The organism is Streptomyces sp. NPDC107498, assembly GCF_055582805.1.
In genome coordinates, this window is sequence record NZ_JBVJPE010000001.1 from 276264 (window position 1) to 299186 (window position 22923).

The 22923-nt window shown below is 74.9% G+C and carries 16 protein-coding genes, 1 tRNA gene and 1 pseudogene; 12 read left to right on the plus strand and 6 right to left on the minus strand.

The genetic code is table 11. The annotated features are described in order from the left end of the window. Nucleotides 1-12 precede the first annotated feature (12 nt). Entirely contained in the window at nt 13-276 is a 264-nt protein-coding gene (locus ACZ66Z_RS01295) for a hypothetical protein (RefSeq protein ID WP_469931888.1), read from the minus strand. A 275-nt stretch (nt 277-551) separates the two neighbouring features. Between ACZ66Z_RS01295 and ACZ66Z_RS01300 the strand changes: the two genes are divergently transcribed. The 3 genes from ACZ66Z_RS01300 to ACZ66Z_RS01310 all read left to right on the plus strand — a co-directional run bounded on the left by ACZ66Z_RS01300 (nt 552) and on the right by ACZ66Z_RS01310 (nt 4909). Next, nucleotides 552-1502, plus strand: coding sequence for a glycoside hydrolase family 16 protein (locus tag ACZ66Z_RS01300; protein WP_469931889.1), 951 nt, complete (start codon nt 552-554; stop codon nt 1500-1502). A gap of 344 nt (nt 1503-1846) precedes the next feature. After that, the gene (locus tag ACZ66Z_RS01305) at nt 1847-2131 is read left to right on the plus strand and encodes an antibiotic biosynthesis monooxygenase family protein (protein WP_469931890.1); all 285 of its coding nucleotides are present in this window, start codon (nt 1847-1849) and stop codon (nt 2129-2131) included. A 189-nt stretch (nt 2132-2320) separates the two neighbouring features. Then, nucleotides 2321-4909, plus strand: coding sequence for a SpoIIE family protein phosphatase (locus ACZ66Z_RS01310; RefSeq protein WP_469931891.1), 2589 nt, complete (start codon nt 2321-2323; stop codon nt 4907-4909). A 354-nt stretch (nt 4910-5263) separates the two neighbouring features. On the opposite strand, the gene ACZ66Z_RS01315 is transcribed toward ACZ66Z_RS01310, so the two are convergent. Then, entirely contained in the window at nt 5264-5710 is a 447-nt protein-coding gene (locus tag ACZ66Z_RS01315; RefSeq protein WP_469931892.1) for an SSI family serine proteinase inhibitor, read from the minus strand. Nucleotides 5711-6011: 301 nt separating this feature from the next. Between ACZ66Z_RS01315 and ACZ66Z_RS01320 the strand changes: the two are divergent. Further along, nucleotides 6012-6161 (plus strand): annotated as a pseudogene (locus ACZ66Z_RS01320) (RidA family protein); the annotation flags it as partial. A gap of 328 nt (nt 6162-6489) precedes the next feature. On the opposite strand, the gene ACZ66Z_RS01325 reads toward ACZ66Z_RS01320, so the two are convergent. After that, nucleotides 6490-6563 (minus strand) — tRNA-Pro (locus ACZ66Z_RS01325). Nucleotides 6564-6616: 53 nt separating this feature from the next. Further along, complete coding sequence (locus tag ACZ66Z_RS01330) at nt 6617-9301, minus strand: ATP-binding protein (RefSeq protein WP_469932244.1); 2685 nt, start codon at nt 9299-9301, stop codon at nt 6617-6619. Nucleotides 9302-9560: 259 nt separating this feature from the next. Between ACZ66Z_RS01330 and ACZ66Z_RS01335 the strand changes: the two genes are divergently transcribed. Continuing rightward, complete coding sequence (locus ACZ66Z_RS01335; RefSeq protein ID WP_469931893.1) at nt 9561-10091, plus strand: DUF309 domain-containing protein; 531 nt, start codon at nt 9561-9563, stop codon at nt 10089-10091. Nucleotides 10092-10294: 203 nt separating this feature from the next. Here the strand turns inward: ACZ66Z_RS01335 and ACZ66Z_RS01340 are convergent, their stop codons facing one another. Both ACZ66Z_RS01340 and ACZ66Z_RS01345 read right to left on the minus strand, forming a co-directional pair. Further along, nucleotides 10295-10666, minus strand: a complete 372-nt coding sequence (locus ACZ66Z_RS01340; protein ID WP_469931894.1) for a DUF488 domain-containing protein — start codon at nt 10664-10666, stop codon at nt 10295-10297. 151 nt (nt 10667-10817) lie between these two features. Next, nucleotides 10818-11420 (minus strand): TetR/AcrR family transcriptional regulator, encoded by a 603-nt coding sequence (locus tag ACZ66Z_RS01345; protein ID WP_469931895.1) that lies wholly within the window; start codon nt 11418-11420, stop codon nt 10818-10820. A 149-nt stretch (nt 11421-11569) separates the two neighbouring features. Here ACZ66Z_RS01345 and ACZ66Z_RS01350 point away from each other — a divergent pair, with 149 nt between their 5' ends. The 7 genes from ACZ66Z_RS01350 (at nt 11570) to ACZ66Z_RS01380 (ending at nt 22816) form a co-directional block, all read left to right on the plus strand. Next, entirely contained in the window at nt 11570-12544 is a 975-nt protein-coding gene (locus ACZ66Z_RS01350) for a phosphatase PAP2 family protein (RefSeq protein ID WP_469931896.1), read from the plus strand. Further along, nucleotides 12541-13683: a DMT family transporter gene (locus ACZ66Z_RS01355; protein ID WP_469931897.1), complete on the plus strand. Its 1143-nt coding sequence runs from the start codon at nt 12541-12543 to the stop codon at nt 13681-13683. Before ACZ66Z_RS01350 ends, ACZ66Z_RS01355 begins: the two co-directional genes overlap by 4 nt. 121 nt (nt 13684-13804) lie before the next feature. After that, nucleotides 13805-14815: an SPFH domain-containing protein gene (locus tag ACZ66Z_RS01360; RefSeq protein ID WP_190160357.1), complete on the plus strand. Its 1011-nt coding sequence runs from the start codon at nt 13805-13807 to the stop codon at nt 14813-14815. Beyond that, nucleotides 14812-15711, plus strand: coding sequence for a hypothetical protein (locus tag ACZ66Z_RS01365; RefSeq protein ID WP_469931898.1), 900 nt, complete (start codon nt 14812-14814; stop codon nt 15709-15711). The genes ACZ66Z_RS01360 and ACZ66Z_RS01365 overlap by 4 nt, the downstream gene beginning before the upstream one ends. Nucleotides 15712-16378: 667 nt before the next feature. Then, complete coding sequence (locus tag ACZ66Z_RS01370; protein WP_469931899.1) at nt 16379-17245, plus strand: GNAT family N-acetyltransferase; 867 nt, start codon at nt 16379-16381, stop codon at nt 17243-17245. 535 nt (nt 17246-17780) lie between these two features. Next, nucleotides 17781-19583, plus strand: a complete 1803-nt coding sequence (locus ACZ66Z_RS01375; RefSeq protein WP_469931900.1) for a S8 family serine peptidase — start codon at nt 17781-17783, stop codon at nt 19581-19583. Nucleotides 19584-19774: 191 nt separating this feature from the next. After that, on the plus strand, nt 19775-22816 hold the full coding sequence (locus ACZ66Z_RS01380; protein WP_469931901.1) for a helix-turn-helix transcriptional regulator: 3042 nt from the start codon (nt 19775-19777) through the stop codon (nt 22814-22816). The last annotated feature ends 107 nt before the right edge of the window (nt 22817-22923 follow it).

A 22923-nucleotide genomic window follows, 5' to 3' on the forward strand; every position in this document is an offset into this window, starting at 1 on the left:
AGGCCGCGCCCGCTAGGGCGAGGAGGGCGACAAGGGGCCCTTGGCAGGCAGGTACGAGGGCTCCGGCGGTATCCCCATCGCCGGGGCGTCCGACTGCATGCCGATCAGACTGCTGGCCATGGCGGCCGCCAGGATCGCGCCGACCACGGAGAGCGGCCAGCCGAAGCGCCGCAGCAGACGGCTGCGCAGACCCGACTGGTCGACGAACACCGGTGCCGGGGCGGGCAGTGCCCGGGGTATCGCACCGTGTTCGACGGACGTGATGACTTGGCGCATCTCTTGTGGCCTTTTTGTGCAGGGTTCGTAAACCGCTGAAGCGTAGAGCGGACAGTAGTGCACGACCCAAAGGAAATTGGGCACGATGTACTGATTTGACATGATCCGATCAGGCGTTGTAATCGGATCGGTATGTCGATCGCGGGTTCGGGGGACGCGGAGCGGTGAGGCTTGGGCCCTTCGCTAGGATGACGCCTCGATTCGATGTGATCATCGCGTGATCATCACGCAGAGGGCGTGCCCAGGTACCGCCTCGACATCCCCAAGGAGCCCGTGTGAGCCAGCCCCGCCGCACCCCTCGTCGCCGCGCGTGGACCGTGCTCACGCTGCCCGCCCTCCTGTGCGTGCTCGCCGCGTGCTCCGCCGACCCCGCGTCCGGCGGGGACGCCGACGCCGCCCCGCCCGCGCGGGACGCCTCGCCGACCCCGACCGGACCGCCGGGAACGCTGTTCGACGACTTCCACTACGACGGCGCCGACGACCCCTCGCTCGCCGCCCACGGCTGGGAGATCCGTACCGGCGGGGGCGGCCCGGGGATCAAGGACACCTGGTCCGCCGCCGGCGTCGGCTTCCTCTCCGACACGACCGCCCAGGGGGGCAGGGCCCTGCGCCTGCGGTCCTCCACCGACGGCACCGCGCAGGGCACCGAGCAGGTCGAGGTGCAGACCACCGGCAGGAACCTCTTCACGGGGACCTTCGCCGCCCGGGTCCACCTCAGCGACAAGCCCACGAGCGGGCGCAACGGCGACCACGTCGTCCAGACCTTCTTCCCGATCTCCTCCTCGGACTCCTCGGAGAACTACAGCGAACTCGACTTCGAGTACATGCCGAACGGCGGCTGGGGCTCGGTGGGGCCGCGGCTCGACAACGTCAGCTGGTACAAGGCCGATCCGCCGGACCGGATCAGCCACACGCTCAACCAGCGGCTCGGGGGCTGGCACACCATGGTGATCACCGCCATGGACGGAAAGGTCACCTACTCCCTGGACGGCAAGAAGCTGTTCACCAGCTCCGGCAAGTACGTCCCGCGCGAGAAGATGGACATCCACTTCAGCAACTGGTTCGTCGACCTGCCCTTCACCGGCGGTCCGCGCAGCTGGGACGTGAAGGTCAACTGGGTGTACTACAAGGCCGACGAGGTCGTCTCCCCGGCGGACGTCCAGAAGACGGTGGACGGCTTCTACAGCGCCGGAACCGACTACGTCAACACCGTCCCGACCTCCTGACCCGGCCCGGGGCCCCGCCCCGGCCGACTCCACCGCACGCCTGACGCCCCGGGGAAGTCCTCACGGTCCCCGGAGCGACGGTGCCCCCCGGTCCGCCGAGGTGAGGTCGGGCATCAGGACACGCCGACGTGGACGGGGCACGCTGCCGACGGGTCGGGGACCGACAGGACGCGCGGCGCACCGTGACGTGAGAGCGGCCGCGACGTCCTGGCCACGGCCGATGCCGGTCCGGCTCGCCGATGCGCCCGTCCAGGTCACCTCCGGAGGTCCACCGAGCGGGAGACGCCCGGCGGGGGTATGCCGTTTCGTGCAAGGTGACCTTGGGATCCATGAGGAGATCAGCTGTGTACGCAGTGATTCGTCGTTACGAAGGAGTGACCGACTCCGCCGAGGCAGGACGTCGAGTGGACGAGGGATTCGTGCCCCTCCTGCGCCGGGTCCCCGGTTTCGTGGCTTACTACTGGGTGGACGCCGGGGACGGGGTGATGGTCTCCACCAGCGTCTTCGAAGACCGGCCCGGGGCCGAGGAGTCGATCGAGCGGGCGGCGGACTTCGTGAGGGACAACCTCGCGCCGCTGCTCCCCCACGCCCCTCAGGTCACTGCCGGCCCGGTCGTGGCTGCGGGGTAGCGGCCCGCGAAGCGCGGAGACCCTGTGGGGCGGCCCCGACGCGTACGGTGAGCACCGGGAGACCCGGCCGCGGGGAGGTGTTACAACTGGGGTTGTGAGCCCGTCTTGTCTCTCGCGTCCGGCGTACCGGTGCGGTCGAGCCTAGGCAGAAGATCCGGAAGCGTCGCCGGGCAGGTCTTCGTCCTTCAGGTGGCGATCGTGGTGCTGCTCGCCGCCGGGGCCCTGCTGGCCCTGCTGTTGCAGTCGCGGCACGACATCGACCGGGAGGCGCGCAACCGGTCGGTCTCCGTGGCGCAGACCTTCGCGAAGTCCCTGGGCCTGCGGGAAGCGCTGAGGGCGCCGGACCCGTCCTCGGTCCTGCAGCCCCTCGCCGAGGAGACGCGCAAGGCCGCAGGGGTCGACTTCATCGTGGTGATGGACACCCACGGCGTCCGCTACAGCCACCCCCAGCCCGATCTCATCGGCAAGCAGTTCGTCGGCACGATCGAGCCCTCGCTCGCCGGTCGGGTGTACACCGAGAGCGTGCAGGGGCCGCTCGGCAAGGAGATCCAGGCGATCGTGCCGGTCGACTCGCCCGAAGGCGATGTCGTCGGCCTCGTCTCGGCGGGTCTGACGGTGAAGAACGTGACCGGCGCCGCCAACCGACAGCTTCCGGTCATCCTCCTGTCCATCGCCGGCGGCCTGGCGCTGGCCACCGTCGGCACGGCGCTGATCAGCCGAAGACTCCGCCGCCAGACACACGGGCTCGGCACGCAGGAGATGACCCGCATGTACGAGCACCACGACGCGGTGCTCCACGCCGTCCGCGAAGGGGTGCTGATCACCGACGGCGAAGGACGGCTGCTCCTGGCGAACGACGAGGCCGGAAGGCTGCTCGACCTGCCGGACGACGCCGAAGGACGCCCCGTCGACGAGGTCGGCATGGACCGCCGGATGGCGGACCTGCTGCTGTCCGGCCGGATCGCCACCGACGAGGTGCTGGAGGCCGGGGACCGGCTGCTCGTCGTCAATCAGCGGCCCACCCGCCCCGGGGGCCGCCCGCAGGGCTCGGCGGTCACCATCCGCGACTCCACCGAGATGCGGCTCCTGAGCAGCCGGGCGGAAACGGCCCGCAGACGGCTCAAGCTGCTCTACGACGCCGGAGGTGACATCGGCACCACGCTCGACGTGGTGCGGACCGCCGAGGAGCTGGCCGACGTCGCCGTTCCCCGGTTCGCGGACTTCGTGACGGTCGACCTGGCCGACCCGGTGCTGAACGGCGACGAACCCGGCCCGGGCGACGACATGCGGCGCACGGCGGTCAACGGCATCCGCTCCGATCACCCGCTGTACCCGCTCGGCAGTCTGATCGGCTTCCTGCCGTCCACGCCGCAGGCCCGCGGTTACGGCACGGGCGCAGTCGAGCTCGTACCCGATCTGCGGGACGCGCCGGGCTGGCACGCCCAGGACCCGCGCCGGACGTCGGCGATCGTCGCCTACGGGATCCACTCGCTCATCGCCGCTCCGCTGAAGGCCAGGGGCGTCGTGCTCGGGGTGGTCAACTTCTGGCGGTCGCAGAAGCCGGAACCGTTCGACGAGGACGACCTGTCCTTGGCGGAGGAGCTCGTCGGCCGCGCCGCGGTCACCATGGACAACGCCCGCCGCTACACGCGCGAACACCATCTCGCCGTGACGCTCCAGCGCAGCCTGCTGCCACGGGGCCTGCCCGAGCAGAGCGCCGTGGACGTCGCGCATTTCTACCAGCCCGCCCAGTCCGGAGTGGGCGGGGACTGGTTCGACGTGATCCCGCTGTCGGGAAGCCGCGTCGGGCTCGTCGTCGGAGACGTCGTCGGGCACGGTCTGCACGCCGCCGCCACCATGGGGCGGCTGCGCACGGCCGTGCACAACTTCTCCTCCCTGGACCTGCCGCCCGACGAACTCCTCGCCCGTCTCGACAACCTCGTCCAGCGCATGGACCAGGAAGGCGACGGCACCGCCCCCGAGGGCGGCGTCCTGGGCGCGACCTGCCTGTACGCCGTCTACGACCCGATCTCCCGGAACTGCACCATGGCACGGGCCGGACACATGCCACCGCTCGTGGTCGCCCCGGACGGCACGACGACGATCTCGGAGCTGCCGGCCGGCCCCCCGCTGGGGCTGGGAGGCATGCCGTTCGAGACCGCGGAACTGCGCCTGGCGGAGGGCAGTCAGCTCGTCCTGTACACCGACGGGCTGGTCGAGGAGCGGAGCCGGGACATCGCAGACGGCCTGGAGAGGCTGCGTACGGCACTGAGCCGCCCCGACCGGGACCCGGACGCCAGCTGCCGCGCCGTACTCGACGCCCTGCTCCCCGGCCAGCCGTCCGACGACATCGCGCTGCTCATCGCCCGGACACGCACCCTGGGGCCCGACCGGGTCGCCCGGTGGGACGTTCCGTTCGACCCGCGCGAGGTCGGCACCGTGCGCGTCCGCGCGGCCGAGCAGCTCGCGGAGTGGGGCCTGGACGAACTCGCCTTCAGCACGGAACTGATCCTCAGCGAGCTCGTCACCAACGCCATCAGGTACGGCGCGGCGCCGGTTCACGTGCGTCTCCTGCGCGATCGCACCTTGACCTGCGAGGTGTGGGACAGCAGTAGCACCGCCCCGCACCTGCGGTACGCGGCCGGAATGGACGAGGGAGGCCGCGGACTGTTCCTGGTGGCACAGATCAGCGAGCACTGGGGCACTCGGTACACGCCGGAAGGCAAGGTCATCTGGGCCGAACAGGCCCTGCCCGCTGCCGACCGGACCCTCTCCTAGAGCGCGTGGCCTCCACCGGCCGGTCCTCGCCCTCGGGAGGGCGATGCGGAGGACGACCGCTCGACCTCCTCGGGGCCGTGGTGCGGACGCCGTCGGGACCGGGGGCGCCGGTGGACGGAGGCGCCCGGTCCGACGGTGCGGGGCGCGCGGGGCTCCGGCGGGAACTGCCGCGGCTTGCCGCAGGACCGATGGACGACGTCGCGCGACCGGGCCCCGGGTCCGGCCGTTCGCCCCTGCCGCTCCGCGGTAACCGCTGCTTCCACCGTACGGGTCGCACGGCACCGGCCCTGCCTGGATTCACCAGGAGGGCCGGCGGGTCGGGTGTTCCGGGGGAAGCCGGCCCCGGGGGTTCCGTCAGAACGCGAAGACCGCGCTGTCCGCCGTGCGGGCCCGCAGTTCACACGGGTTGCCGTACGTCGCCGACCAGGTGACGCGCCGGCCCTGCCAGACGCCGTCACCGGTGAGCGTGACCGGGTTCCACTCGCGCGTACAGGGGCGGCCTCCCCGTAAACCCGTCAGGTCCGTGAAGTCGCCGTCCACGGAGGCCAGTTCCCCGCAGGCCTCCTCCGGCGCGGGGTGGCTGCCGGACGGCACGGGGGCGCAGGTCAGGGTGACCGCGCGGACGACGGTGCCGGTCGCCGGGTGCGCGCCCTCAGCGAGGGTGAGCACGAGCGCGGACGGCGCGTAGAGGCTCGCGGGCGCCGCCTCGGCGGTGCCGGTGCCGGTGAAGGCGGTGCCGACGAGCGCGAGGCCTGTCGCGGTGGCGAACGCGGTGGCACCGAGGGTACGGAAGTAACGCACGGGGGTGTCCCTTCGTGGGGTGACGGGGGTGATGCGAGCCGATCGGCCGCGCACCGGAGTCTTGTCGACGCGGAGGGTGATCGCACACGTGGTCGCACCTTTCCGGCCGCGCCCTCCGACAGCCTCCTACCAACCGATCGTTCGGCCAGTTGAGAGGCGGTGTTCCGGTACTCCGCCCCGCCTCCCGGGCGCAGACGCCGCGGGCGGTCCAAACTCGAACGACCCCCTGACCTGCACCATCGCGGAAATGGTTCGGAATTCGACTGCCCGCATCCCCTCGTGATCGTCCGGAACCCAAGGCCCCGACACGTCACCCGTGTTCGCGGAAGGCGCGGCACGGGCGGCGGAGAAGCTCGGCATCACCCCGACGCCACCGCTCACCGGCGTCGGTGTCACCGCTCTGGCCGACCCCGGCCGCCTGGTCGAGGTCGAAGCCACGGCGGTCCTCGACCGACGGGGCTGGACAGCGCGACGTACGAGGCGGGGCCGGCGAACGCCTCGTCCCGGACGGCCGGCGCCCTGGACGGCACCGGGTCGCCGACCCGCACCGTCGTGTCGGGCAGGTCGATGGGGACCCGATCGAGCAGGTCGTCCAGCCGCCGGCGCCGCACCGACCGCCCGGCTCGGCGTGCTCCGCGCACCCGGGTCCCTGCCCACCGCGATCGCGGTCGCCCGCCGGGGCGGGTCAAGGCCGATCGGTCCCCGAGCGGCCCCTGAAACGGTCGAGGGGCCGTTTCAGATCTCTCTGAAACGGCCCCTCGACCTACGACTCCTTCGAGTCGGGACGACAGGATTTGAACCTGCGACCCCTTGACCCCCAGTCAAGTGCGCTACCAAGCTGCGCCACGTCCCGATGCGCGTCTCCGCGGGGTTCCTCCCGCGTCGCCGTGCAGGGAAAACATTACCTCACTCCGGAGGGTGGGATGACGCACGGGCTGTCACGGCCTCCGGGGTGAGGAGGTCGACGCCGCAGGTGGCGGCCAGGGCGGTGGCTTCGGCGAGGGCTTCGGCGGAGCCGGTGGCGTGCGCCAGGTCGAGACGGGCGCGGGCTTCCTCGTAGCGGGACGGCGACGCCGCGAGGTGCTCGACGGCCCGCTCCAGGAGGCGGCGGGACTCGGACGGGTCGGCGAAGAGGGCCAGGCAGCGGAGGGCTTCGCCGAGGGCGGTGTGCGTGCCGAGGCGCTCCGCGTGGACGTGGGCCTCGCGGGCGATCCGGACCGCGCGGTCCGGATCGGTGGGCGCCAGGGCGCGGGCGAGGTCGAGCGGCCAGGGAGCCCAGACGATGTGGTGACGGCCCCGGACGGTCAGGGCCTCGGCGGCGCCCTCCAGGGTGGACACGGCCTCGTCGACGCGGCCTTCGGCGAGCAGCAGCCGGCCGAGGACGCTGGGGCCGTCCGGCAGCACGATCGCGCCCGGCCAGGGCGGCCCGAAGGAGTACCGGTCGGCGACGGCGCGCGCCTCGCCGATGCGGCCCCGGGCGACGAGGGTGTCGACGAGGAGGCAGGCGGTGTCCCAGTGGACGGGCAGGCCGTCGCCGACGCGGTCGGCCAGCCGGAGCCCCTCCTCCAAGTGGTGCTGCGCGCGGGGCAGGTTGCCGCGGCGCCGGTGGACCAGGCCCAGGAGGGTGTGGGCGAAGGCGAGGTGGGCGCCGCTCCAGCCGGAGATCTCGAAGGCCCGGACCGCCTCGGTGAAGAGGGCCTCGGCCCGGTCGGGGCGGTCCGCGAAGGCGTAGGCGATGCCGGTGAGGGACGGGATCTCGAAGCCCCATTCCTGATCGGTCCAACCGAGCCCCCGGGCGGGTGCGCCGTCGACGAGGGCGAGGTCGCAGAGCCGTACGACCTCGGCGGCGGGCTCCCCGCGCATCATCGCGTCGAAGCCGCGGACGGTGATGAGGGCCCGCTCGGAGTTGTCGGCCCCGGTGAAGCCCGCGGTGAGTTCGGCGAGGCGGCGGGAGCGGTCCGGGCCGTCCGCCTCGGCGGCCTGGAACCCCTCGTACACGAAGTGCGCGCCCTGGAGCCGTCGGCGGCCGGTGCCGGGCGGCGTCCGGGCGTGTTCGAGGGCGGCGGTCCGCGCGGCCTCCTGGAGCTGGTTGTTGTGGGCGAGGGCCTGGACGAGCCGGAAGGTCGCGTCGATGCGCAGGTCGTCGTCGAGACCCGGCAGTTCGAGCGCGGAGCGCAGGTGGCCGACGGTGGCGGCGGGCGCGGTGAGCAGGGAGGAGCAGCCGAGTTCGTACAGGACCCTGGCGTACGCGTCGGGGCCGGGCGGTTCGACGAGGGCCCGCTCCAGGCAGCGGCGGGCGGCGTCGGGGGCTCCGACGGCGAGGTGTTCGACGGCGGCGGCCCGCAGCCGGCTCACCACCTCCTGGTCGTCGTCGGGGTGCACTTCCAGGAGGTGGCGGGAGACGGCGGCCGGTCCGTGGCCCGCCTGGGTGAGCGCCCAGGCCGCGCGCCCGTGCAGGGCGGTCCGTACGCCGGAGGGCACGGAGCCGTACACGGCGGTCGCGATGAGCGGGTGCGTGAACTCCAGCGGCGGGACGGGCACGAGGGCGAGGCCGTTCCGGCCGGTCGTCGGCGCCGTCACGATCCTGGCGGCCCGGAGGCGTTCGGTGTCCTCGGCGACCTGCTTCTCGTTCATGCCGGTGAGGGCCGCGAGGAGTTCGGGCGTGCTGTCCGTGCCGAGCACCGCGGTCGCCCAGGCGAGCTGCGTCGGGCCGCTGCCGAGCTCCTCCAGGCGGGCGACGAGTCCACCGCCGCGGGTGCCGGCGCCGAGGTCGCGGAGGAGGCCGGCGGAGCCGGCGACGGGTTCGAGCATCCGGTCACGGGCCTTGGCCAGCAACTCGACCATCTCGTAGGGGTTTCCGGAGGTCACCGTCCACAGTTCGCGGCAGAACGGTTCGTCCGCGTGCCCGCCGAGGGCGTCCCGGGCGAGTGCGGCGGTGGCGCCGGAGGTGAGGGCGTGCAGGCCCAGGGTGAGGACGGCGCGGTCCGCCAGCGCGGCGAGCGTCGCGGACGGACCGGGTCCCTGCGGCTCGCGCACGAAGGGGCGGTGGGCGAGGACGACGAGGGCGGGCAGCCGGCCGTCGTGCCGGGTCCGGGTGAAGGCGTCGAGCCAGGCCAGGGATTCGGCGTCGGCCCAGTGGACGTCGTCCACGAGCAGCACCGGGGGCCGGTCCCGCAACCGGTCCGCGAGGCGGTCCAAGAGCCGGGCGAGGCCGAGCAGCACGCCCTGCGGGTCCGCGGGCGCGTCGGAGGACGGCGGGGCGAGGCCGAGGGCCGGGGCCAGGAGGTCGAAGTGGTCGCCGAAGAGCTGCCGCACCTCGTCGGCGTCGAAGCCGTCCAGGGCGGGCTGGAGCAGCTGGCGGGTGAGGTGGAAGGGGACGGAGGTGAGGGTCTCGCCGCCCCGGGCGGTCAGCACGGTGCACCGGTCCCGGGCGGTGCGGTGTATCTCGGCGAGGAGCGCGGTCTTCCCTATGCCCGCGTCGCCCCGGTAGACGAGGATGCCGCCGCGTCCGGGGCCGCCGGTCCTGGCTCCGGCGACGAGTGCGTCGACCGCGTGGGCGGCCGCGGCGAGTTCCGGGCCGCGTTCGAGCAGACCGGCCCGCTCCGGGCCTCGTTCCGGCGGGCCGCCCCGCTCCCGGCCGCGGTCCGGCGGACCACTCCGCTCCGCGTCGGAGACGTCCGGCGCGAACGGCGTTGCGGGCGGCGACTGTTCGGGATCCGTCGGCACCGGTGACTCACTCCCCACACACGAACTGTTGGCATGACGCGTCCGGCACGACCCGCGCGGATCGGAACGGTGCCGGACCGATGAGCCTAGCGCTCGTGATCGTCCAGGGGGTGACAATGGACGGGTGAACCGGACAACGGGTGACGAGGGCGGGCGCGGCGGGGCCGGCGGCAGGGATCGTGACGAGGCGGGGCGCGCCCGGAGCGCCCGGCCGCGCGACGGGCTCGGCCGGCCGCTGCCGTACGGGACGGAGGGGGTGCCGCGACAGCCCGAGGGGGTCGTGCGCGGCCCCGACGAGACCCTGCGCGAGGCACAGCGGCTGCTCGACGCCGGGATGCCCTTCCACGCGCACGAGGTCTTCGAGGACGCCTGGAAGTCCGGCCCGGAGGAGGAGCGGGACCTGTGGCAGGGGCTCGCCCAGCTGGCCGTCGGCCTGACGCACGCGGCCCGCGGCAACACGGCGGGCGGGGCCAGGCTGCTGCACCGGGGAGCCGGCCGTCTGGCGGGGGCGGGCCGCTCCCCCGCGGGCGCGTACGGGATCGACGTCGGCGGACTCGTGGCGTGGGCGCGGGAGTTGGCCGGGCGCACGGAGGGCGGGGACCTGGTGGTGGACGCGGCGGCGGAGGCACCCCGGCTGCGGCCCGGGGCCCGTTAGCCGGCGCCCCGTCGACCCGGGGTCGATGGGGCGCCGGTCCACCGGGCCGCCGGGTCTCCGGGGCGCCGGGTCTCCGGGGCGCCGGGGCGCCGGGGCGCCGGGGCGCCGGTCCTGCCTCGTCGTTCTCGTGGCGGGGCGAGGAGAGCCGACCGGCGCGGCAGGGCGGCCGGGCGCCGCCCTGCCGCAACCTCCCGCACCGCGCTTCAGCCCGTCAGTTCCCGGCGCAGTACGGAGGTGTGGCTCACGGACGGGTCCTTCGCGGCCGTCAGGAGGGTGACCGTCTCGCGGGCGGCGAGCTCCCGGAGCCGGTCGAGCGCCGCGGCGGCCTCCGGGGCGCCGAGCTCGGCCCCGTAACGACGGCAGAACTCCTCGTACTCGCCCTCGGGGCCGTGGTACCAGCGGCGGAGTTCGATGGACGGGGTGAGCGCCTTGGGCCACTCGTCGACGTGGGCGTCCGTCTTCTTGATTCCGCGCGGCCAGAGCCGGTCGACGAGGACGCGCACCCCGTCGTCGGGTGACGAGTCCTCGTAGACGCGGCGGACGCGGACGTCGGGGGTGCGGCGGGCGGCGGCCATGGCTCCAGGGTGCGGGACGGAGCCGGACCCCGCCTCCCCCGACGCGCGGAGCACGGGCGGCTCGTGCTTCTCGACGTGCGCGGCGGGCGGGGCGGGCCGTGGCGGCGTGGGCGGGACCGCCCGCTCCGGCCGACGCGCCGGGCCGGCGGTCTCAGCCCTCGACGCCCAGGGCCGGGAGGAGGACGGCGTCGACGAAGGTGCGCATGGTCGCGGTGTCCGCGAACCGTTCCTCGAAGAGCCGCTCGATGCGGAGCATGCCCATGAAACAAGGGGCGACGAACCCGATCGCCGGGTTGTCGGCGTCGACCTCGCCGCGCTCGACCGCCCGTGCGACGACGGCGTCGATGGCGGCGACCTCGGGGGCGATGACGGTCTCGCGGAGGGCGGCGCGCAGGTCGGGGTGCTGGATGTAGGCCTGGGCGACGGCCTCCATGAGCTCGGTGTCCCGCTCGCGCCGGGAGGCGGCGATCCGGGCGGCCTCGCGCAGGTCGCCGGCGAGGCCACCGGTGTCAATGCCGGCGAAGACGATGCAGCGGCGCCGGGCGAGGGCGGCGGTCACGAGCTGGGGCTTGGTGCCCCACTGCCGGTAGAGCGTGGCCTTGCCGCACTTGGTGCGGGCGGCGACGCCCTCCATGGTCACCGAGTCGTAGCCGCCCTCACGGAGGAGACAGAGCACGGCGTCGTAGAGCTCCGTCTCGCGCTCCGGCGTGATCTTGCTACGACGGGCTGCGGCGGTCGCGGCCTCTGTGGACATCGATCCTCCCGGACACCTCTGGCTCTGCACATACGAGAGTAGGGGGTGCACAATCGAGACGCAAACGTATCGAGACGCTTGCGTCTCGATGAAAACGGATCTAGGCTCACTCCGTTTGCTGGCGATTTGACGGATTAGAGGGCCGCGCTATGGCTGTCGGGATACCCGGGACACGAGGACCACGTCCCGCAGGGCCGGGAATCCCCCCTACCCCGGACACCGCCCGGCATGACGGACGCGCCAGGCGCGATGAGCGCGACGGGCACGATGAGCGCGACGGGCGCCAGGAGGATGCGGGGGCCGCTCCCGAACGCGGGCCGGAAGCGGATCCCGGGCCGGAGACCGCGCCCGCCCCGCCCGCTTCGCCCCCCGCCCCCGCCCGGCCGCCGCTCCTGCGCGAGCTCCTGCTCGTCACCGCGCTCTTCCTCGTCTACAAGTTCGGCCGGCTCTTCGCCAACGGCCACGAGACCCGCGCCTTCCGGAACGCCGACCGCGTCTGGGACGCCGAGCGCGCGATCCACCTCCCCGGCGAGGGAACGATCCAGCAGCTCCTCCTGCACGGCGAACCGCTGATCCGGGCGGCCAACACGTACTACGCGGCCGTGCACTTCCCGGCCACCGTCGCCTTCCTCGTCTGGCTGTACTGGCGCCGCCCCGCGCACTACCTGTGGTCGCGCCGGGTGCTGGCCCTCGTCACCGGTGCCGCGCTCGCCCTGCACCTCCTGGTCCCGCTCGCGCCGCCCCGGATGCTCGCCGCCTCCGGACTCGTCGACACCGCCCGCGTCTACGGCCCCTCCGTCTACGGGGCGACGCCGGAGACGGACTCGATGGCGAACCAGTTCGCGGCCATGCCGTCCCTGCACTTCGGCTGGGCCCTCATGGTCGCGATCGGCCTGATCGCCGCCACCCGGTCCCGGTGGCGGGCGCTCTGGCTGCTGCACCCGCTGCTCACCCTGCTCGTCATCATCGGCACCGCCAACCACTACTGGTTCGACGCGCTCGCCGCCGCCGTCCTCCTCGGCCTCGCGCTGCTCGCCGTCCGCGCGCCCGGCCGGCCGACAACGCCCCCACCCGTCCCCCGCCCGCTCGGTGCGGCACCCCTCCCGGTCGGAGCCCTGCGATGAACCCCGCCGCCGGTACCGCGCTCGCGGTGCTCCTCTCCCTCGTCTCCGCCGCCGGATACGCGCTCGCCGCCGTCGCCCAGGCCCGGCTCGCCGCCGCCTCCCCCGCCGCTCCCGACGGGCGCGGCGCGCTGCGCGCCCTGCTCGCGCGCGGGCAGTGGTGGTGGGCGGTCGGCCTCAACGCGGCCGGAGCCCTCGCCCACGTGGCCGCCCTGCACTACGGCCCCCTGACCCTCGTCCAGCCGCTCGGCGCGCTGACGCTGGTGGCGGCGCTGCCGTTGGGCGCGTACTGCGCACGGCGCCGGGTGACCCGTACCGAATGGCGCGGGGCCCTGTGGACCCTGGGCGGACTCGTCGGGCTCGTCGCCGTGACCGGCCCCACGGCCCCCGGCGAGGCGCTCAGCCTGCGCGAGTCCCTGGTCGTCGCCGCGGCGACCGCGCTCCTGATCGCCGCACTGGCCTCCGGGCGGCTGCACGGGCGCCGGCGGGGCGGGACCGGCGGCACGGCCGCGCGCGGACTCGGGCACGCCACGGCCTCCGGGATCGCCTCGGGCGTCGCCTCGGCGCTCACCCAGACCCTGACGGCCGCACTCGCGCTCGACCTGCCCGGCACCGAGCCGACCTGGTGGCAGACCGCGCTGCTCGCGGTGCTGATCTCCGGCTTCGCCACCGGCGGCCTGCTGCTGTCCCAGGCCGCCTACCGGGGCGGGCTCGCGGCACCGCTGGCCGTCGTCAACCTCTCCAACCCGGCGGCCGCCGCGGTGATCGGCGTGGCCCTGCTCGGCGAGACCTTCCGCGCCGGCGCCTGGGGCTGGCTGACGGCGGCCGCCGCGTCGCTGGTCGCGGCGCGGGGCGTGGTCCTGCTGACGAAGGGCGGGGCGGCGGCGGAACCGGCGTCGACGGAGCCGGTGGCGACGGCCGGGCCGACACCGGTCGCGGTCCCGTCGGCCAGGGTCTCGGGCCCCGCGGCGGCAGCACCGTCGACCTCGCCGGTCCCGGCGGCCTCGCCGCTCGGGGAAGTGCTGCTCGCGGCCGTACCGGCGCCGCCCGTCGCCCCGGAGGCGCGGCCGAGGCAGGCGCCCCGCGTCACCGGTCGGGGCACACCGGAGGGCGAGGCGCTGCCGGCCCCGGTCGCGGGGTGAGGGGCCCCCTCCGCTCACGGACCGGCCGCCGCCCCTCCGGGCAGCCGCACCCACCTGAATGCGTCACCTTGACGACAATTACCCGCACCCCCTATCGTCAATGTGACGACAAGGGGTTTCCATGGCCGACATCACCCGGCGGGCCGGCTGGCGCCATCTGCGCTCCGCGCCCACCGCCCACATCCGCCACCAGCGCCGCGGCCGGCTCGTGCACGACGGCGAAGGGCTGAGCTTCTGGTTCCGGCCGCTCACCGCCGCCCTCTCCGAGGTGCCGGTGAACGACCGCGAGCTCGCGATGGCCTTCCACGCCCGCACGGCGGACTTCCAGGACGTGAGCGTGCAGTCCACCGTCACGTACCGGATCGGCGACCCCGGCGCGGCGGCCACCCGGCTCGACTTCTCGATCGACCCCGACACGGGCGCGTGGCGCGGAACGCCACTGGAGCAGATCGCCACCCTCCTCACCGAGACCGCCCAGCAGCACGCCCTCGACGTCCTCGCCCGCACCGCGCTCGCCGCCGCGCTCGTCGACGGCGTCGCGGCCGTACGCGACCGCATCGCGGCCGGACTCGCCGCCGAACCGCGCCTTCCGGACACCGGCATCGAGGTCGTCGCGGTCCGCGTGGTCGCGATCCGCCCCGAGCCCGAGGTCGAGCGCGCCCTGCGCACGCCCGCGCGTGAGCAGATCCAGCAGGAGGCCGACCGGGCCACGTACGAGCGGCGCGCGGTCGCCGTCGAGCGGGAACGCGCCATCGCCGAGAACGAACTCGCCAGCAAGATCGAGCTCGCCCGGCAGGAGGAGCGGCTCGTCGAGCAGCGCGGCACCAACGCGCGTCGCGAGGCCGAGGAGAACGCGGCCGCCGACGCGGTACGGGCCGAGGCCGAGGCCGCGCGGAAGGTCCGGCTGGCCCGGGCCGAGGCGGAGGCGGCGCGGGAGGTCGGCGAAGCGCGCGCCGGAGCGCAGTCCGCGTGGCTGCGGGCGCACGCGGAGGCCGACCCGGCGACCCTGCACGCCCTGGCGGTGACCCGGGCGGCGGAGAACCTGCCGCGCATCGAGCACCTGACGCTCTCCCCGGACGTGCTGACCGGGCTGCTCGCCAGGCTGGGCGGCGAGGGCGGGGCGCGGCCGTGAGCCTCGCGCCGCGCGCGGTGCTCGTGCACCGGACCACGGAGTACGAGGAGCTGCTCGCCCGGCACGGCACGCACGGGCAGGCCGCGTTCTTCCTCTCCGCGCGCGGCCGCTCCGTCGACGCGGTGCGCGAGCGGCACGAACGCGCCCGGCGGGCGCTCGCCGAGGTGGCGGCCGCGGTTCCGCTGACGTGGCGCCAGACCCGGGTCGAACGCGCCGACCTGGACCGGTTCCTGTTCGGGCCCGAGGACGTCGTCGTGGTGGTCGGACAGGACGGACTGGTCGCCAACGCGGCGAAGTACCTGACGGGGCAGCCGGTCATCGGCATCGACGCCGACCCCGGGCGCAACCCGGGCGTCCTGGTCCGGCACCGCCCGGACCGGGCACGGCGGCTGCTGCCGTACGCGGCGGGGGCGGGGGCGGCGGTCGACGAGCTGACGATGGTCGAGGCGGTCACCGACGACGCCCAGCGGCTCCTCGCGCTGAACGAGATCTACGTCGGGCCACCCGGCCACCAGACCGCCCGCTACGCGCTCGGGCTCGACGGCACGGACCTCCCGCCCGAGCCCCAGGCCTCCTCGGGCGTCCTGGTGGGCACCGGCACGGGCGCCACGGGCTGGCTCCGCTCCCTGTGGGAACAGCGCTCCAGCGCGCTCGCCCTGCCCGCGCCGGCGGACGCGCGGCTCGCCTGGTTCGTCCGCGAGGCCTGGCCGTCACCGACGACCGGCACCACCCGCGTCGAAGGCCTCCTGGACGCGGGGCGGGGGCTGCGGCTCACCGTCGAGTCGGACCGCCTGGTCGCCTTCGGCGACGGGGTCGAGTCGGACGCCCTCGAACTGACCTGGGGCCAGACGGTCCGCCTCGCGGTGGCACCCTCCCGCCTACGGCTGATCCACTGAACACCGCCCCCCACCCCTACGAGCCCGCCCACCCGCCGGGGCCCGTTGTGGCCAATCGTTCGGCCGGGACGTCGCCCCCGCCCACCCCGTCGTGGGCAACCGTTCCGCCGGGGCGGCGCCCGCCCCGCTGCGGGCTGCGCCCACCCACCCCCCGTTGTGGGCAACCGTTCCGCCGGGGCGAAGGGGGTCCCCCCTGCTCGAGCGAAGCCGAGAGCTTGGGGGAGGGTGGGCACAACGGAACGGCGCCCCTGCCGGCACCCGAGGCTCCCGCGCCCGAACCCGCACCGGCAGGTACGGCGCACACGGGTGCGGGCCCAGGCGCGGAACGCGGAGGCGCCGCTACGGGCGCCGTCCCGTGTGCCCACCCTCCCCCAAGCTCTCGGCACTGCTCGAGCAGGGGGACCCCCTCGCCCAGCGGGACGACTGCCCACACGTCGGGTGGCGGGGAGGGCACCGCCCCGGAGCGCGCGGGCCCCGCACGGCGGATGGTGGGGGCACCGCTCCGCCGGGCGCAGCCCGCGGGTGGGGAAGGCGCCGCCCCGCGGCCGGAATCGATCGGCGGCGGACCGGCGGAACCCGGCACGGCGCTATGCTCGCCCCGCTTCGCCCGGCTTCCGACCGCCCGGGCGTCCGCCCGCCTCCCCGGCCCGGCCGTCGAAGGACACCCATGACCTCCGCCTCCCCCGGTTCCCTGTCCGTCTCGTCCGCCACGCCGCAGGACTGGGCGCTCGTGCGGTCCTGGGCCGCCGAGGAGGGGTGGAACCCCGGGCTCTCCGACGTCCCGGCCTTCTTCGCCCAGGACCCCGCCGGCTTCTTCCTCGGCCGGGTCGACGGGGAGCCCGTCTCCGCCGTCTCGGTCGTCACCTACGACGACTCCTACGCCTTCCTCGGCTTCTACCTCGTCCGCCCCGAACTCCGCGGCCTCGGCTACGGGCTGGCGACCTGGCGCGCCGCGCTCGCCCACGCCGGCGGCCGGGCCGTCGGGCTCGACGGGGTCCCGGCCCAGCAGGACAACTACCGCCGCTCCGGCTTCACCACCGCCCACCGCACCGCGCGGTACGTGGGCGAGGTCCCGGCCCCCGACCGCCCCGCGGCCGACCTCGTGGCCGCAGGGCGGATCGATCCGGCCGTCCTCTCCGCGTACGACAACGCGTGCCACCACGCCGACCGGCCCCGGTTCCTGAACACCTGGCTGACCACCCCCGGCCATCGGGCGCTGGCCCGCGTGACCGACGGCCGGTTGACCGGGTACGGGGTGGTTCGTCCCGCCCAGGACGAGGCCCGGGTGGGGCCGCTGTTCGCGGACACCCCGGCGGACGCCGCGGCCCTGCTCGACGGGCTCGCCGCCGAGGCCCGGGAGTTCGGCGCGGCCCGGATCGCGGTCGACATGCCGGAGGCGAATCCGGCGGCGGCCCGGCTGGCCCGGGAGCGCGGCCTGGAGCCGACGTTCGAGACGGCCCGGATGTACACGGGCCCGGTCCGCCCCGTGGCACGGGAGCGCGTCTTCGGCGTCACCACGCTCGAACTCGGCTGACCCCGCCGCACCTCGCCCTCCCGCCCGAACCGTCCGAACCGTCCGAACCGCCCGAACCGCCCGAACCGTCCGAACCTCCCCTCGCCGCGGCGCCCCCAGGCCTCCGGCCAGGCCCCTCCCGGGCTCCTCGCCCGGGCCCCGCACGTCTCCGCACGTCCCGCGCCCCGCACGTCTCCGGACGCCTCCGCGCATCCCCTCGTCCCCCTCCCCTCACCGGACCCCCGCCGCCCCGTGAGGGGTGACAAGGGTTTTCCCCGTATCGGGTTCACCCCCCCGTTCCCTACTGTCCTCCGCACCGGCAGATATCATCCCCCGAGCGCACCATGACAGGTGCATGCGGAGGGTGCTGTCCGCCGGTGGCGGCCTTGACCCGGGCCGTCGCGCCGGTGGCGGCGCACGGGCCCCCCAAGCCCAGGGAACCTCGGACGCGACCCCACTTCGCCCCGTGCGTCCCCGCGCCGCCGCCACTGCTCCGCAGTTACGTCGTACTCGAAAGGGCCACACCTTGAACGGTTCCAGGCGGAGAGTCATATCCGTGGTCGCGAGCGCCGCGATCCTCGGTGCCGCTGCCATGACCTCCGGGGCGTTCGCCGCCGCCCCGGTCGCTGCCAGCCCGAAGCCGGTTCCGGCTTCCCAGGCGATGCGGGCGCTGCCCGACGCCCCCGTCGAGAAGGTGATCGTCACCTACAAGAGCCGGACCGCCGAGGCCGGTTCCAACACCGCCGCGAAGAGCGACACGGCCGAGAAGGCCGCGAAGACGGGCGAGAAGCTCTCCTTCGAGCGCCGCCTCGCCGGCGGTGGCGCCCTCGTCGACCTGGGCGACAAGGCGACCAAGCAGGACGTGACCGAGGTCATGGACGCGTTCCGCGCCGACCCCTCCGTCGCCTCGGTCGAGCCCGACATCCGCGCCTACGCGATGGCGGTCGCCCCGAACGACACCGACTACGCCAAGCAGTGGGACCTCTTCGAGCCCACCGGCGGCATGAACGTTCCTGCCGCCTGGGACAGGACGACCGGCTCCGGCGTCACCGTCGCCGTCATCGACACCGGCTACGCGGCCCACTCGGACGTGGCGTCCAACGTCGTCGCCGGGTACGACTTCATCTCGGACTCCACCGACGCCCGCGACGGCAACGGCCGCGACGCGGACGCGAAGGACGAGGGCGACTGGAACGCCACCGCCGGCGAGTGCGGCACCGGCTCCACGGCCTCCAACTCCTCCTGGCACGGCACCCACGTGGCCGGCACCATCGCCGCGACCACGAACAACACCAAGGGCATCGCGGGCATCGCGTACAACGCGAAGATCCAGCCCGTGCGCGTGCTCGGCAAGTGCGGCGGCTCGTCCTCCGACATCGCCGACGCCATCACCTGGGCCTCCGGCGGCTCCGTGCCGGGCATCCCGGCCAACCCGAACCCGGCCAAGGTCATCAACATGAGCCTGGGCGGCGCGAGCTCCACCTGCCCGAGCGTCTACCAGACCGCGATCAACGGCGCCGTCTCGCGCGGCACCACCGTCGTCGTCGCCGCGGGCAACAGCAACGCCAACGCCTCCGGCTTCACCCCGGCGAACTGCACCGGCGTCATCACCGTGGCGTCCACCAGCCGCGAGGGCAACCGGTCGTACTACTCCAACTACGGCAGCATCGTCGACGTGTCGGCGCCCGGCGGCGAGACCCGTCGCTCGACCGACACCCCCGGCACCGTCACCACCCCCGAGAACGGCATCTACTCCACGCTGAACTCGGGTCTGACGACCCAGTCGACCGAGACCTACAAGCCCTACCAGGGCACCTCGATGGCCGCGCCGCACATCGCCGGCCTGGCCGCCCTGCTGAAGTCGGCCAAGAGCACGCTCACCCCGGCCGACGTCGAGTCCGCGATCAAGAACACCGCCCGCCCGCTGCCCGGCACCTGCACCGGCGGCTGCGGCACCGGCATCGCCGACTCCGCGAAGGCCGTGGACTCGGTCCTCAACACGACCCCGCCGACCGGCACCGTCTTCACCAACGCGACGAACGTGACGATCGCCGACAACACCACCGTGTCGTCCTCGATCGCCGTCACCGGCCGCGCCGGCAACGCCCCCGCCACCCTCAAGGTCGGCGTGGACATCAAGCACACCTGGCGCGGGGACCTGGTCGTCGACCTGGTCGCCCCCGACGGCACGGTGCGCAACCTGAAGGCCTCGTCCTCCTCGGACAGCGCCGACAACGTCCTGGCCACCTACACGGTCGACGCGTCGAGCGAGGTCGCCAACGGCACCTGGAAGCTCCAGGTCCGCGATGTGGCCACGGGTGACACCGGCTACATCGACTCGTGGAGCCTCACTTTCTGACGCACCGCCCGCACCACCTCTGAACCACCCCCCACATCAGCATCATTGCTGGTCAGCAACGCGCCCGTGGTCTACACCACTGGCGCGTTCTGGCGTTGTGGGAGCGCGTCCACCCCGGGCCCCCTGTCCGTATGTCGGACAAGGGGCCTGGACTGTGCCGGTCCGCTCCGTATCCTCTGCGCACGGGGTCCATGGGCCGGGCCCCGAGGGGCCGGAGGTGGTGGACAGTGACGACAACTCCGCAGAGTCCTGCCCCGGTGGGCCGGGAGGAGCTCCTCAACCGGCTGGAACGCGCCCTCCACGCCCGGGGCCGCGCCCTGCTCACCGGCCCCGCCGGCGTCGGCAAGACCGAGGTCGCGCTCGCCGGGGCGGCCCGCGCGGAGGCCCGCGGCGAGACCGTGCTGTGGCTCGCGACCCTCCCGTCCGACCGCGAGATACCCGGAGCGGCCGCCGCCGCGCTCGTGGCCTCGGTGGCGGCGACCGTCACCTGGCCGGGGCTCGGCACCAGCCGCCCCGAACCGCCCGCCGCGCCCCTCCAGGACCCGTACGGGACCGGAGCGACCGGAACCGATCCGGCGGCGGGCCCGCCCCGCCCCGACTCCCCCGTCCCCGACGCCCTGTCCTCCGGGATCCTCTCCTCCGGCGTGCTGAACTCCGGGATCTTCTCCTCCGGGGTCTTCGACCAGCTGCCGGGCCCCCAGCGCACCGCCGTCGCCATGCTCTGCCGCGAGGCGCCGATCGACGCCGGCGGCTGGGACCCGATCGCGCTGCGCCTCGGCATCGCCCGGATCCTGCGCGCCCTGACCTGCCGCGGCCCCGTCCTGCTCGTCGTCGACGGGGTGCAGCACATCGACGCGGACAGCGCCGACCTGCTCCGGTTCGCCCTCCACCTGGCCCCGCCCTCGCTGCGGGTGGTGGCGGTGGAGACCCCCGAGCCGTACGCCGAGACCCACGAACCGCACCGGGAGAGCCACCGCCCCGAGGACCCGCACGCCGCGCACCTCTGGGTGCCGTCCGAGGCGGACGTGCTGCGCGTCCCGCCGCTGCAGGCCGACGAGATCGCCGAGCTCCTCATCCACCACCGGCTGCCCTCCCGGATGGCCGGCCGCATCCACCGCGCGAGCGGCGGCAACCCGCGCCTCGCGCTCGCCGTCGGTCGCTCCCTCGCCGACGCGCGGACCCCGGTGCACCACGCGGAGGCGCTGACGCTCTCCGGGCGCGCCCGCGACCTGGCCCGCCAGCTCCTGGGCGCGGCGCCGCCCGCCGTGCGCGAGACGCTGCTGCTGGCCGCGCTCGCGCTGCGCCCCTCCGCCACGCTGGTGCGGCGGGCCGGTCGGCCCAGTGCGGAGGCGGACCTCGCCGCCGCCGAACGGGCCGACCTGGTGTCGCTGTCCGAGGACGGCTCGGTGACGTTCACCGCCGGACTGCTGCCCTCCACCCTGGTGCACGACGCCTGTTGGGCCGAGCGGAGCGCCGGACACGCGGCCCTCGCGGAGGTCGTGGACGACCCCGTCGAGGCGGTGCGGCACCGGGCGCTGGCCACCGAGCGGCCGGACGAGGAACTCGCCGCCGAGGTCGCGGCCGCCGCCGACCTGGCCCGGCGGCGCGGGAACAGCGCGCTCGCCGCCGAACTGGCTCTGCTGGCCGCCGAGTCGACCCCCGGTCGGCACGGGACGCGGCGGATCACGCGGCTCGTCGACGCCGCCGAGGAGGCGGCCCGCGCCGCCCGCGCCGACCTCGCGATGCGGGCCGCCACCGATCTGCTCGCCCGGGACGCGGGGCCGTCCGACCGGGTCAGGGCGCGGCTCGCCGTGCTCGACACGGCGGGCCAGGGGCTCACCGGGCTCGACGAGATGTACGTCCACGCCATGGAGGACTCCGAGGGGGACACCGCCCTGCGGGCCGCCGTGCAGCTGCGGCTCGCCGTCAAGTACGTGCTGGCGGACGGCGATCCGGAGCGGTCGCGGACGGCGGCGGTCGAATCGGCCGCGTTGGCCGCCTCGATGGGCGATCCCCGGCTCGCGGCGCAGGCCCTGACCGTGCAGGCGCGGATGGAGCGGGCCCTCGGCTTCCCGGACGCCGAGGCCGTGCTCGCCCAGGCCCGCGGCCTGGAGCGGGCCGAGCGTCCGCTCGGCATCCGCAACGCCGCCCAGATCCTGACGATCCGCCACGCCCTCTTCGACGACCGGCTGAACGACGCCCGGGACGAGCTGAACGCGCTCCTGCCCCTGGTCCAGCGGCGCGGTTCGGTGGAGGACACGATCGAGCTGTTCTCCACGCTGGCCGCGATCGAGTCCCGCCGGGGCGCCTGCGCGGCCGCGCTCTCGCACGCGGGGCAGTCCCTCGCGCTGACCCTGGAGGCGGGCCTCTCCCCCGGCCCCGCCTGGTACACGCTGGCGCTCGCGGAGACGGCCGGCGGCAGCTTCGCGCGGGCCGCGAGCTACGCCCGGCGCAGCGTGCAGGCCTCGGAGGAGGAGGGCGACCGCGTCTTCCTCTCGCGCAGCCGGTACGCGCTCGGCCGCGTCCAGCTGATCACCGGCGACGTCGCCACCGCCCTGGAGACGCTGCGGCGGGTCCAGGCCGACGAGCGCGCCCAGTCGACGGTGGACCCCTCGATGCTGCGCTGGCACGAGGAGCTGGCGGAGGCGCTGCTCGCCCAGGACGCGGCCGACGAGGCCCTGGCGCTCCTGGCGGAGGTTCGGCCGGTGGCGGAGCGCCTGGGCCGGTCCACGGTCCTGCTGGGCTGCGACCGGGCGTACGCGCTGTGCCTGGCGTCGGAGGGGCGTACGGACGAGGCGGCGGAGCTGCTCACCCGCACGGCCGAGAGCTTCGGCCGGGCCGGGCTGCCGCTGGAGCGGGGGCGCGTGCTGATCGCCCTGGCCCGGGTCGAGCGCCGGCGCCGGCGCCGGTCGGCGGCGCAGACGGCCCTGCACGAGGCGGCCTCGGTGTTCGAGCGGGCCGGGGCGGCTCCGTGGCTGGCCCTGGCGAGCGAGACGCCGGCCGGCGAGGGCGCCGGGCCCGGTGCCGGGGTCGAGGAGTCGGTGCCCGCGCTCTCCGCCCTGACGGAGGCGGAACTGCGCCTCGCCCGGCTGGTGGGCCAGGGCGCGAGCAACCAGGAGGCGGCGGCGAAGCTGTACCTGAGCGTGAAGACGGTGGAGGCGCGGCTGACCCGCATCTACCAGAAGCTCGACGTCCGCTCCCGCGCGCAGCTGGCGACGGCCCTGCGTCCGTGACGGCTCCGGGCGGCGGCGGTACGTCGCCCCCGGCACCCCGCGGGCCCGCACCCGCACGAACGGCCCCTCCCCGGGCCCCGGCCGCCCCGCCCCCACCCGGGGCCCGC

What these genes read in the sequence shown, in the direction of transcription:
- ACZ66Z_RS01295 (WP_469931888.1), bottom strand. Translation starts at nt 276, where the DNA reads ATGCGCCAAGTCATCACGTCCGTCGAACACGGTGCGATACCCCGGGCA.
- ACZ66Z_RS01340 (WP_469931894.1), bottom strand. Translation starts at nt 10,666, where the DNA reads ATGGCCGCCGCCCGCCGCACCCCCGACGTCCGCGTCCGCCGCGTCTAC.
- ACZ66Z_RS01345 (WP_469931895.1), bottom strand. Translation starts at nt 11,420, where the DNA reads ATGTCCACAGAGGCCGCGACCGCCGCAGCCCGTCGTAGCAAGATCACG.
- ACZ66Z_RS01350 (WP_469931896.1), top strand. Translation starts at nt 11,570, where the DNA reads ATGGCTGTCGGGATACCCGGGACACGAGGACCACGTCCCGCAGGGCCG.
- ACZ66Z_RS01355 (WP_469931897.1), top strand. Translation starts at nt 12,541, where the DNA reads ATGAACCCCGCCGCCGGTACCGCGCTCGCGGTGCTCCTCTCCCTCGTC.
- ACZ66Z_RS01360 (WP_190160357.1), top strand. Translation starts at nt 13,805, where the DNA reads ATGGCCGACATCACCCGGCGGGCCGGCTGGCGCCATCTGCGCTCCGCG.
- ACZ66Z_RS01370 (WP_469931899.1), top strand. Translation starts at nt 16,379, where the DNA reads ATGACCTCCGCCTCCCCCGGTTCCCTGTCCGTCTCGTCCGCCACGCCG.
- ACZ66Z_RS01380 (WP_469931901.1), top strand. Translation starts at nt 19,775, where the DNA reads ATGGGCCGGGCCCCGAGGGGCCGGAGGTGGTGGACAGTGACGACAACT.